At 64.4% G+C, this 12,124-nt stretch carries 12 protein-coding genes; all 12 read right to left on the reverse strand.

The genetic code is table 11. The annotated features are described in order from the left end of the window. Positions 1-5 precede the first annotated feature (5 nt). Entirely contained in the window at positions 6-617 is a 612-nt protein-coding gene (locus ACIGJB_RS10735) for a HupE/UreJ family protein (RefSeq protein ID WP_483729819.1), read from the reverse strand. Between the two features lie 30 nt (positions 618-647). Continuing rightward, on the reverse strand, positions 648-950 hold the full coding sequence (locus ACIGJB_RS10740; protein ID WP_483710946.1) for an urease subunit gamma: 303 nt from the start codon (positions 948-950) through the stop codon (positions 648-650). A gap of 43 nt (positions 951-993) precedes the next feature. Next, positions 994-1,863 (reverse strand): urease accessory protein UreD, encoded by an 870-nt coding sequence (locus ACIGJB_RS10745; RefSeq protein WP_483729820.1) that lies wholly within the window; start codon positions 1,861-1,863, stop codon positions 994-996. A gap of 133 nt (positions 1,864-1,996) precedes the next feature. Then, on the reverse strand, positions 1,997-2,689 hold the full coding sequence (urtE, locus tag ACIGJB_RS10750; protein WP_483729821.1) for an urea ABC transporter ATP-binding subunit UrtE: 693 nt from the start codon (positions 2,687-2,689) through the stop codon (positions 1,997-1,999). 2 nt (positions 2,690-2,691) lie between these two features. Next, on the reverse strand, positions 2,692-3,540 hold the full coding sequence (gene urtD, locus ACIGJB_RS10755; RefSeq protein WP_483729822.1) for an urea ABC transporter ATP-binding protein UrtD: 849 nt from the start codon (positions 3,538-3,540) through the stop codon (positions 2,692-2,694). Continuing rightward, positions 3,537-4,742 (reverse strand): urea ABC transporter permease subunit UrtC, encoded by a 1,206-nt coding sequence (urtC, locus tag ACIGJB_RS10760; RefSeq protein WP_483732313.1) that lies wholly within the window; start codon positions 4,740-4,742, stop codon positions 3,537-3,539. Before urtC ends, urtD begins: the two co-directional genes overlap by 4 nt. Then, positions 4,742-6,394 carry an urea ABC transporter permease subunit UrtB gene (gene urtB, locus ACIGJB_RS10765; RefSeq protein ID WP_483729823.1) on the reverse strand — a complete coding sequence of 551 codons (1,653 nt, stop codon included), beginning with the start codon at positions 6,392-6,394 and terminating at the stop codon, positions 4,742-4,744. Before urtB ends, urtC begins: the two co-directional genes overlap by 1 nt. Positions 6,395-6,487: 93 nt before the next feature. Next, complete coding sequence (urtA, locus tag ACIGJB_RS10770; protein ID WP_483729824.1) at positions 6,488-7,744, reverse strand: urea ABC transporter substrate-binding protein; 1,257 nt, start codon at positions 7,742-7,744, stop codon at positions 6,488-6,490. A gap of 354 nt (positions 7,745-8,098) precedes the next feature. Then, positions 8,099-8,449, reverse strand: a complete 351-nt coding sequence (gene cyoD / locus ACIGJB_RS10775) for a cytochrome o ubiquinol oxidase subunit IV (protein WP_483729825.1) — start codon at positions 8,447-8,449, stop codon at positions 8,099-8,101. Continuing rightward, positions 8,450-9,097, reverse strand: coding sequence for a cytochrome o ubiquinol oxidase subunit III (gene cyoC / locus ACIGJB_RS10780; protein ID WP_483729826.1), 648 nt, complete (start codon positions 9,095-9,097; stop codon positions 8,450-8,452). Positions 9,098-9,102: 5 nt separating this feature from the next. Further along, the gene (gene cyoB / locus ACIGJB_RS10785) at positions 9,103-11,076 is read right to left on the reverse strand and encodes a cytochrome o ubiquinol oxidase subunit I (protein WP_483711465.1); all 1,974 of its coding nucleotides are present in this window, start codon (positions 11,074-11,076) and stop codon (positions 9,103-9,105) included. A gap of 8 nt (positions 11,077-11,084) precedes the next feature. Further along, positions 11,085-12,056, reverse strand: a complete 972-nt coding sequence (gene cyoA / locus ACIGJB_RS10790) for a ubiquinol oxidase subunit II (protein WP_483729827.1) — start codon at positions 12,054-12,056, stop codon at positions 11,085-11,087. Between the last annotated feature and the right edge of the window lie 68 nt (positions 12,057-12,124).

The following is a 12,124-nucleotide window of genomic DNA, read 5'->3' on the forward strand; positions in this document are numbered from 1 at the left end:
TCTCCTCACGCAACCAGCAGGCCGGCGCCGTACAGCGCCACCCCCGCTCCGGCCACGCGCGCAAGCCAGCCCGCGCGATGGCGCAGGATCGTACCCGCGACAATGCCAAGGAGGTGCAGCACCATGGTCGCTACCGAGAAGCCGCCGACATAGGCCAGCACAGCGGGCAGCGCCGCAGCCGTCGCGGGCAGCTCGGCACCGTGCGCATAGCCATGGAATACCGCGAAGCCGCCCACGATCGCCATGCCGGCCCATGCCGGCAACTTTGCGCGCATCGCCACCAGCACGCCCACCACCAGCAGCGATGCGGCGATCATCGGCTCGACCGCTGGCAGCACCAGCCCCGATAGTCCCAGCGCGGCACCCACCAGCATCAACGCGACGAAGGCAAGCGGCAGGCGCAACGTATCTGCAGCCGAGCGCGCGCCCAGTGCGCTCCAGACGCCCACTGCGGCCATCGCCAGCAGATGATCTGCGCCGGTGAACGGATGCAGCAGTCCTGCCCACAGGCTGGCGCCAACGGTAGCGGCATCATGGCCCGGGTGGGCGAACGCGGAGACGGCAGCGAAGGACAGCGTAGCGCCCATGGCCAGGCGCGAGCATGCGAAACGTTTCATAGCGGCTCTCGGTGGATGTTGTCGGTGTTGTCAGATAATCGGATGGTGCACCGTGACGAGCTTGGTGCCATCTGGAAACGTCGCTTCGACCTGGATCTCGGGAATCATCTCGGCCACGCCGTCCATCACGTCTTCGCGACTCAGCACGGTGGTGCCTTCGTGCATCAGTTCGGCCACTGTGCGGCCATCGCGCGCGCCTTCCATGATTGCGGCAGTGATAAGCGCCACGGATTCCGGATAGTTGAGCTTGAGCCCGCGCGCGCGCCGACGTTCGGCCAGCAGTGCGGCGGTGAAGATCAGCAGCTTGTCTTTCTCTCTCGGTGTCAGTTCCATCGTCGGTGTCCTTGTCGTTCTCGAATGCCTGATTCCTGATCGCTCATGTCGCCCACAGCCGCAGCGGCCGTGCCGGCACGCCGTGAATCGGCTCGCGCAGCGCGCTCCACGCGTCGACCAAGAGTTGCCTGACTGGCTCCATCTGCCGGCCCAGCACGCGCAGCAGCAGCATCGACTGCGCTGGTGACGACAGGCAGGTCACGCCTGCGCGCAGGTCAGGCGTGAGCGGCAAGCGCTCGGCCAGTGTCTCGGCAAGTTCCTGCGTGGCTGTGCTGCCCACCGCCCAAAGCGTGCCCAGCACGGACATCCCATCCAGCCCTGGCATTGCACCGCGCAATGGTGAAGCGGCGTCCAGATGCGATTGCTCGATCCATAACGCGCGCCCGTGGCAGCCCACCTGCGTGTCGAGCCAGAGCGCGCCGCGCGCCCACTGCTCGCCGGACGCCTGCCGCCCGAGCACCACGGCATCCCAGCCGATGGCGCTGCCGCCCGACGCGATATCGACTTCGGTCACGATGCGCGCGCGCGCATCGTCGAACACGATGTTTTCCTGCGGCAACCAATCGAGCCGGGCGCCGTCATCCACGGTCAGCCGCACATGCTGGCACGCGTCACGGCCGAGCGATTTGTACCATTTGGTGGCACCGGGCGTCGCGATGACCGCGTGCGTGCCGGCTTCCGCATGCAACGCGATATCGAGACTGTCGCCGCCGGCCACGCCTGCCGGCGGATGCAGGATGACGGCGTGGCAGATGCCGCCTTCGGGATAAAGCGGCTTCTGCACCATCAACGGGCCCTGATGCTGGCGCAGGGCCAGCACGGTACGCTCGCCGCGTGCGGCAAAGCGCAGGCGCAAGCTGGCCTGCCATGCAGGCGGCATGGCGACGGCGGCGGGAAAATCAGGATGACGCATGGCTCGATGAATAGACCAGCGATGCAAGCGGGGCGAGCCACGGCAAGCGCCGCGGCGGATGCCGGAGATCATAGCGCGCTCGCCACCGACGCGAAAGCGCAGCGCGCGATACTCGCTGTCCCGCCTGGCACGCTTACACGGCAATCAACTCCCGCACGCCATCCTGCTCCATATTCGCCCCCTCGCCCTTCGCCACGACTTCGCCCCGGCTCATGACCACGTAGTGATCGGCGATATGGCGCGCGAATTCGTAGTACTGCTCGACCAGCAGCACCGTCATGCCGAATTCGTCGACCAGCAGACGCAACGCGCGCCCGATGTCCTGGATGATCGACGGCTGGATGCCTTCGGTCGGCTCGTCGAGGATGAGCAGGCCCGGCTCGCTCATCAGCGCGCGGCCGATGGCAAGCTGTTGCTGCTGCCCGCCCGACAAGTCGCCGCCGCGGCGCTGGCGCATGGTGCGCAGTACCGGGAACAGCTGGTAGATTCGATCCGGCACGCCCGAAGGCCTCGCACGGCTGGCGGCGCCAATCAGCAGGTTCTCCTCCACCGTCAGCCGCGGAAAGATCTCGCGCCCCTGCGGCACATAAGCCAGGCCAGCCGAAACGCGCTCATAAGGCGCCTTCTTCTCCAGCGCGCGGCCATCCCACTGGATGCTGCCGCTGCGCGTGGGCACCACACCCATCAGGCACTTGAGCAAGGTGCTCTTGCCTACGCCATTGCGGCCCAGCAGCGTGGTTAGCTTGCCGCCCGGCACCTCGAAGGAGACATTGCGCAGGATGTGGCTGCCGCCGTAGAACTGGTTCAGTGCATTGACCTGCAGCATGGCTATCTTCCCAGGTAGGATTCGATCACGCGTTCGTCGCGTTTGACGCTGTCCAGCGTGCCTTCCGCCAGCAAGCTGCCTTCGGCCAGCACCGTGACCTTGCCCGCGTCCCCGGCTAGTGCCGCGACAAATTCCATGTCGTGCTCGACCACCATCATCGAGCAACTGCCGCGCAGGCTGTTCAGCAGCGCGGCGAGCTGCATGGTTTCCTCATCGGTCATGCCGGCCACAGGCTCGTCCAGCAACAGCAGTTGCGGCTGCTGCATCAGCAGCATGCCGATTTCCAGCCGCTGCTTCTGGCCGTGCGAGAGCAGACCCGCCGGACGGTACGCTTCGTCCTCAAGGCCCGTCAGCGCCAGCGTTTCCTCGATGCGGCGATGCCCTTCTCCCGTGAGCCGCGCGCGAAGCGACGACCACCAGCGCTTGTCGGCCTTCATCGCGAGTTCCAAATTTTCCCAGACGGCATGCTGTTCGAACACCGTCGGCTTCTGGAACTTGCGGCCGATGCCCACCTGCGCGATGCGCGGCTCGGTCATGCGCATCAGGTCGATGGTCTGGCCCAAAAACACGCGGCCGCTGACATTGGCATTGCGTGGACCGGTCTTGCCCGTGATGACATCCATCATCGTGGTCTTGCCCGCACCATTGGGGCCGATCACGCAGCGCAGCTCGCCGTGGTCGATCGACAGACTCAGCTTGTTGAGCGCGCGAAAGCCACCGAACTGCACCGTCAGGTCTTCAAGGTAGAGGATCGGACCATGCGACACATCGATCGTGCCGGGCTCCACCACCCGGCCCAGCCCCGTCGCATTGCCGCTTTCCGCCTGGCCGTATTCGAGCGCGGCATTCATGCTTCGCCTCCGGTGCGCCCCGCTACGGCAGGGGTGGATACAGGATCGCTCACGGCCGGCTTCGTGCGGCGGCTGCGCTCGCGCAGGCGCTTCAACAGGCCGATCACGCCATCCGGCAGGTACAGCGTGACCAGCACGAACATCGCGCCGAGCAGGAACAGCCAGTACTCGGCGAAGTAGGCCGTGAACATCGTCTTGGCGCCGTTGACGAGGAACGCCCCGATCACCGGTCCGATCAGCGTGCCGCGGCCGCCAACCGCCACCCAGACAGCCATCTCGATCGAGTTGCCCGGCGACATCTCGCCCGGGTTGATGATGCCCACCTGCGGCACGTACAGCGCGCCGGCAATGCCGCACAGCACAGCCGAGAACGTCCACACGAACAGCTTGTAGCCGAGCGGGTTGTAGCCTGAGAACATCACGCGCATCTCGGCATCGCGCACTGCCGTCACAACGCGGCCGAGCTTGGACGTGACGATATAGCGGCATGCCACGAATCCGGCGATCAACGCCAGGAAAGTCAGGACGAACAGCGCGGTGCGCGTCTGCGGCGCGGCCACGGCATAGCCGGCAATGCGCTTGAAGTCGGTGAACCCGTTGTTGCCGCCAAAGCCAGTTTCGTTGCGGAAGAACAGCAGCATCGCCGCATACGTCATGGCCTGCGTAATGATCGACAGGTACACGCCCTTGATGCGGGAGCGGAACGCGAAGAAGCCAAACAGCCAGGCCAGCACGCCCGGCAGCAGCACCACGAGCAGCAACGCGTAGCCGAGGTGCTCGGTGCCGTGCCAAAACCAGGGCAGCTCCTTCCAGTCGAGGAACACCATGAAGTCCGGCAGGTCGCTCTTGTACACGCCTTCGCGGCCGATCGCGCGCATCAGGTACATGCCCATCGCGTAGCCGCCCAGTGCAAAGAACAGCCCATGGCCCAGGCTCAGGATGCCGCAGTAGCCCCACACCAGATCCAGCGCAATGGCGGCCAGCGCATAGCACATGATCTTGCCGATCAGCGTCAGCGCATAAGCCGACAGGTGCAGCGGATGGCCCTCCGGCACGAGCAGCGCACAGACCGGCACGCCGATGCCCACCACCACCGTCAAGGCCGCAAGCAAAGTCCAGCCGCGCCCGGTGAGCAGCGGCTGACGCGCCGGCACGGCAAGTCGGAACGGCGTGGCCGGCGAATTGGAATGAAAGCTCTGCATCATGCCTCCGCGCTGCGCCCCTTGAGCGCGAAAAGTCCCTGCGGCCGCTTCTGGATAAACAGCACGATCAGCACCAGGACAAAGATCTTGGCCAGCACCGCGCCGTAGAACGGCTCGATGAACTTGTTGATGATGCCGAGCCCGAACGCGCCGACGATCGTGCCCGCCAGCTGCCCGACTCCACCCAGCACCACGACCATGAAGGAATCGATGATGTAAGCCTGGCCCAGGTCCGGGCCGACATTGCCGATCTGCGACAGCGCGCAGCCCCCCATGCCGGCAATGCCCGCGCCGAAGGCGAAGGCGTAGCTGTCCACCTTCCACGTGCGCACGCCCACGCACGCGGCCATGGTGCGGTTCTGCGTCGTGGCGCGCACGAACAGGCCGAGCCGCGTGCGGTTGAGCACGGCCCAGGCAACAGCCACTACCGCCAGCGCGAACAGGATGATGACGATGCGGTTGTACGGGATCACCAGGCCCGGCATCCATTCGACGCCGCCGCTCATCCAGGCCGGGTTGGCCACTTCGACGTTCTGCGCGCCGAACAGCGTGCGCACGGCCTGCATCAGCAGCAGGCTCACGCCGAACGTGGCCAGCAGCGTCTCCAGCGGCCGGCCATAGAGATGACGCAGCACCAGGCGTTCCAGCACGAAACCGACGATACCAGCGGCCAGGAACGACGCCGGCAGCGCTGCGGGCAGATACCAGTCGAACGCGCCGGGCGCATAGGTGCGGAACAGCGTCTGCACAACGTAGGTGGCATACGCGCCGATCATCAGGAACTCGCCGTGCGCCATATTGATGACGCCGATCAGGCCATAGGTGATCGCCAAGCCCAGTGCAGCCAGCAGCAGCACGCTGCCCAGGCTCAGGCCGGCGAACAGGTTGCCGACCAGTTCGGCACGGCGCTGGTCGCTGCGCAATGCGTCGAGTGCCTGCTGTGCGGCCACGCGTACCTCGACATCCGGTTCGCGGTACTTGCCATCGCTGCCGCGCTCGACCAGCGGCGCGAGCTTCTGGCGGCTTTGCGGATTGCTGTCGCGGCCAAGGATGCGAATGGCGTCCATCCGCGCTTCACGCTGGGCCGTGTCACCGGCATTCGTCTCATCGGCCAGCACCGTTGTGGCCCAGATCACGTCCAGCCGCGCGCGCAGCCCGGGATCGGCCTCCGCCTTGCGCGCAGCTTCCACGCTGGTGCGCGAGGCGCTCTCGGGCTGGTCGTACAGTGTATTGATGGCTTGCGTGCGCACGGCGATATCTGGCGACTGCAGCTGCAGGCTGCTAGCCGCGCTATCCACAATTGCGCGCAAGCTGTTGTTCAGGGTCAGCGATTCCAGTTCATCGGCCTTGACCGTGACCGGCTTGCCGGTGACGGCATCGACGGTCTTGCCGCCTTCCTGGCGCACCATGCCCACCGACGGGGCGTATTGCAGCGCATCGTCCTGCAGCGCCTTCAGGATGGGCCCCGCCTGTTCCGGCGAGGCCTTGGCCAGCGCGGACAAGGCTGCGGTCTTGGCATCGAAATCGTCCTCGGCCAATGGCTTGAGGTCGGCTTGCGTCAGCGCGGCAGCCCAGGGTGCCGTAGCCAGCAGCAGCGCCGCCAGCAAGGCGCGCAGCCACGGCATGGCATGAACGGATATCGAATAGCGCATAGAGGTAGGCACTTGCGAGGGTATTGGCGGACAGCGAACTACGCCGCTCTCCCGCACCCGAGAGAGCGGCGTCGCTTCATCAAGCGAAGTGGCTTACATCACCTTGTCCGGCTTGCCTTCATTGCCGGAGATGAACGGGCTCCACGGCTGGGCGCGGATGGGCTTGGCGGTCTTCCACACAACGCTGAACTGGCCGTCGCCCTTCACTTCGCCGATCATCACCGGCTTGAACAGGTGATGGTTGTCGCCCATGGTCAGCGTGAAGCCGTCCGGTGCCTTGAAGGTCTGGCCGTACATGGCCGCGCGGACCTTGTCAGGATCGGTCGTACCGGCCTTCTTCACGGCCTGTGCCCACATATGGATGCCGACATAGGTGGCCTCCATCGGGTCATTGGTGACACGCTTGTCGCCGCCTGGCAGGTTGTTGGCCTTGACCCAGGCTGCCCACTGCTTCTTGAACGCTTCGTTCTCGGGATTCTTGACGGACATGAAGTAGTTCCATGCCGCCAGGTGGCCGACCAGCGGCTTGGTGTCGATGCCGCGCAGCTCTTCCTCACCCACGGAGAAGGCCACCACGGGCACATCCTTGGCCTTCAGGCCCGCGTTGCCAAGTTCCTTGTAGAACGGCACGTTGGAGTCGCCGTTGATGGTGGAGATCACGGCGGTCTTGCCGCCCTGCGAGAACTTCTTGATATTGGCGACGATGGTCTGGTAGTCGCTGTGGCCGAACGGCGTGTAGACCTCTTCGATGTCCTTGTCCGCCACGCCCTTGCTCTTGAGGAACGCGCGCAGGATCTTGTTGGTGGTGCGCGGGTAGACGTAGTCGGTGCCCAGAAGGAAGAAGCGCTTGGCGCCGCCGCCTTCCTTGCTCATCAGGTATTCGACGGCCGGGATGGCCTGCTGGTTGGGCGCCGCGCCGGTGTAGAAGACGTTCTTCGACATCTCCTCGCCCTCATACTGCACCGGGTAGAACAGCAGCGAGTTCAGCTCTTCGTAGACCGGCAGCACCGACTTGCGCGACACCGAAGTCCAGCAGCCAAACGTGACAGCGACCTTGTCCTTGGTGATCAGCTGGCGCGCCTTCTCGGCGAACAGCGGCCAGTTCGACGCCGGGTCCACGACCACCGGCTCCAGCTTGCGGCCGAGCACGCCACCGCTCTTGTTGATCTCGTCGATGGTCATCAGCGCCACGTCCTTGAGCGACGTCTCCGAGATGGCCATGGTGCCGGACAACGAATGCAGGATGCCGATCTTGATCGGGTCCTTGGACTGCGCCATCGCCAGCGGGCTCGCGCCGATCATGGCCGCGGCGGCTACCGCCGACAGCTTCAGCATGTCACGTCGTTTCATTGCAGCTCCCAGTTTGTCGTTTGGTTACGGGACTCAACGCTCCCCGGGTGGTGCATCCGCAACTACCGTGCCATGGCTCGTCTGAGCTTCGACGGACGGCCAGACGCCGCCGGGGCGCCCGGCAAGAGACAATTTCAGGGGAGATGCCGCGCGAAAGCACCACGCTGGTGCCAGGCGGGAACGGGCCACGACGCACCGCGCGCGTGCACGGCACAATCGGGTGCAAGCCAGGCAGGTGGTGCGCTGGCGCCGAAAACGGGAAGGCGCCGCAGGCGTGCGGCGCCACGGTGCGCGATGCACCGCCACAAGTAAAAACGGGGCCCGAAGGCCCCGTTGTCTATCGCCGGAAGACGATTACTTCATCATCCACGGCATCATGTTCGCGTTCATGTTGTGCATGATCCAGAGCGAGCCGGCCAGCACGATGAACAGGATCAGCAGCGTGAACAGGAACGACATCACGTTCCAGCGCTGCTCCTTCGAACCATCCATATGGAGGAAGTACTTCAGGTGCACGACGACCTGCACCGCGGCCATGCCGAGGATGATCAGCAGGGTCGTGCCACGGTCCAGGGTGCCGTCCATCACGATCTTGAACGGGATGACGGTCAGGATCACCGCCAGCACGAAGCCGATCACATAGGACTTGAAGCTGCTGTGGCCATGCGACTCGGCGTGGGCCGATGCTGCGTGTTGCTGTGCCATTTACATTGCCCCCATCAGGTAGACCACGGTGAAGACGCCGATCCACACGACGTCCAGGAAGTGCCAGAACAGGCTGAGGCAGTTCAGGCGCTTGGACATGGTCGGGGTCAGGCCCTTCTTGCTGACTTGCCACATCAGGACCAGCATCCACACCATGCCGCTTGCGACGTGCAGGCCGTGGGTGCCCACCAGCGTGAAGAACGACGACAGGAACGCGCTGCGGCTCGGGCCGGCGCCTTCGGCGATCAGGTGATGGAATTCATTGATTTCCATGTACATGAACGCGGCGCCCAGCGCGAACGTGATAGCCAGCCACACCAGCACCCGCCCTTTCGAGCGGTTGTGCAGCGAGATCATCGCGAACCCGTACGTGATCGACGAGAACAGCAGGATGAAGGTCTCGGTCAGCACGTAGTTGAGCTCGAACAGCTCCTTGCCCGACGGGCCGCCCGCCACTTCGCCGCGCAGGACGGCGAAGGCGGCGAACAGGCACGCAAACAAGATGCAGTCGCTCATCAGGTACAGCCAGAAACCAAAGATGGTGTTCTCGCTGGTGTCGTGGTGCGCGTGGTCGTGCGTGTCGTCATGCGAGTGCGCATGAGCCGGGGCTTGCGCCGCCCCGAAGCGATCAAGGACTTCTGTCGACATGGTTATCAGGCCTGCGAAGCAATGCGCTGCAGTTGGCGCGTTTCAATCTGCTCGACCTCGGCGGCCGGCACGTAGTAGTCGATGTGGTCATCGTTGGCGCGGCGGATGAACGACACCACCATGCCAACCAGGCCCACGGCGGCAAGCCACCAGATGTGCCAGACCAGGGCGAAGCCCAGCACCAGGCTGAACAGGCCCATCCAGAAACCGGCGCCGGTGTTCTTCGGCATGTGGATCTGCTCGTATCCGCTGGTCGGGATGGTTTCGCCACGGGCCTTCATGTCGGCGAACGCGTCCAGGTCACGCACCACCGGGGTGTGCGCAAAGTTGTAGAACGGCGGCGGCGACGAGGTCGCCCATTCCAGCGTGCGGCCACCCCACGGGTCGCCGGTCACGTCGGCCAGCTTCTTGCGGTCGCGGATCGACACGACGATCTGCAACACCTGGAAGAAGATGCCCAGCGCGACGAAGACCACGCCGACCACGGCCAGGTACAGCCACGGCGTCCAGGCCGGGTTGTCGGTGTGGTTCAGGCGACGGGTCATGCCCATCAGGCCCAGCACGTACAGCGGCATGAAGGCGAAGTAGAAGCCCACCAGCCAGCACCAGAAGGCGTACTTGCCCAGGCGCTCGTTCAGCTTGAAGCCGAACGCCTTCGGCCACCAGTAGGTGATGCCGGCCAGGTAGCCGAACAGCACGCCGCCAATGATCACGTTGTGGAAGTGGGCGATCAGGAACAGGCTGTTGTGCAGCACGAAGTCGGCTGCCGGCACGGCCATCAGCACACCGGTCATGCCGCCGATCACGAAGGTGATCATGAAGCCCAGCGTCCACAGCACCGGCGTGGTCATCTGCACGCGGCCACGGTACATCGTGAACAGCCAGTTGAAGATCTTCACCCCGGTCGGGATGGAGATGATCATGGTCGTGATGCCGAAGAACGCGTTGACGTTCGCACCCGAGCCCATCGTGAAGAAGTGGTGCAGCCACACGATGAACGACAGCACCATGATGGCCGCCGTCGCGTACACCATGCCCTTGTAGCCGAACAGCTTCTTGCCCGAGAACGTCGCGATGACTTCAGAGAAGATGCCGAACGCCGGCAGGATCAGGATGTACACCTCGGGGTGGCCCCAGATCCAGATCAGGTTCACGTACATCATGGCATTGCCGCCGCCATCGTTCGTGAAGAAGTGCATGTCGAAGTAGCGGTCCAGGCCCAGCAGTGCCAGCGACACCGTCAGCACCGGGAAGGCGGCCACGATCAGCACGTTGGTGCACAGGGCGGTCCAGGTGAACACCGGCATGCGCATCAGGGTCATGCCCGGGGCGCGCATCTTGAGGATCGTCACCAGGAAGTTCACGCCGGTCAGCAGCGTGCCCAACCCTGAAATCTGCAAGGACCAGAGGTAGTAGTCCACCCCCACGCCCGGGCTGAAGTCCAGGCCGGACAGCGGCGGGTAGGCGAGCCAGCCGGTCTTGGCGAATTCGCCAACGCCCAGCGAGACGTTTACCAGCATGGCGCCCGACACGAACAGCCAGAACGACAGCGTGTTCAGGAACGGGAACGCCACGTCGCGCGCGCCGATCTGCAGCGGCACCACGAGGTTCATCAGGCCCGTCATCAGCGGCATGGCCACGAAGAAGATCATGATCACGCCGTGGGCGGTGAAGATCTGGTCGTAGTGTTCCGGCGGCAGGACGCCGTGGGCACCGTTGGTGGCAAGCGCCAGCTGCATGCGCATCATCAGCGCGTCGGAGAAGCCGCGCAGCAGCATGACCAGCGCGACCAGGCAATACATCACGCCGATCTTCTTGTGATCGACGGAAGTGAACCACTCATTCCAGAGGTAGCCCCACTTCTTGAAATACGTGATCGCGCCTAGCAGCGCAGCGCCGCCGAGGGCGACGCCGGCCAGTACGACCATGATGATCGGCTCATGAAACGGAATCGCCGACAAACTCAATTTGCCAAACATCATTGCTCCTAGGATTGCGCGCCGAGCGCCGGCTTGGCCGGCGTGGCCATGGACACCCGCTCTTCGCCGAGCGTGTTACGCGACGTGCAGACCGGGCCGCCATCGAAACCCTCGCGGGCCATGGCGTGGCCGTCGTTGCCCATGTATTGGTGCAGGACGCCGGTGAACAGGCCGTCTTCGACCTTGCCGTAGTAGGCAACCGGCTCCGCTTCGCTCGGCTGAGCCAGGACCTTGTAGTCCGCGCTGGCGAGCTGACGTTCGGAGGCGCGCACCTTGGCGACCCACGCGTCGAACTCGAAGTTCGACATGGCCGTCGCCTTGAACTTCATGCCCGAGAAGCCGCCGCCGCTGTAGTTGGCGGACATGCCGTCATACGTGCCGGCTTCGTTGGCAATCAGGTGCAGCTTGGTCTCCATCCCGGCCATGGCGTAAACCTGGCTGCCCAGTTGCGGGATGAAGAACGAATTCATGATCGAATCGGAGGTGATCTTGAAGTTCACCGGCGTGCCCACCGGGAACGCGATCTGGTTGACCGTGGCGATCTTCAGCTCCGGATAGATGAACAGCCACTTCCAGTTCATCGCCACCGCCTCGACGGTAATCGGCTTCTGCTTCGATTCCAGCGGCTTGTACGGGTCCAGGTCGTGCGAAGACTTCCACGTGATGATGCCCAGCGCGATGATGATCAGGCAGGGGATCAGCCACACCACGACTTCGATCGCGGTCGAGTGCGACCAGTCGGGTTCATAGCGTGCCGAGGTATTGCTGGCGCGGTACTTCCAGGCGAACACGAGCGTCAGGATGATCACCGGCACCACCACCAGCAGCATGAGCCAGGTGGCGATCAGGATGATGCCTTTGATGTCGACGCCTACCTGCCCCTTCGGGTCGAGCAGCGTCATGTTGCAGCCGGCGAGCAGCAAGAGCAGGCCGAGGCTTGGCAGGGACCGCGTCCACCGCGGCAGTATGGGTTTCTTCATGTCACGACTGGTTTGGTTAGGCCGCGCTTGGGCAAAGCGTGGCTTCACCGCCTGATGCCGGAAGCAAG

The organism is Cupriavidus sp. C2SS-8b (genome assembly GCF_057073745.1).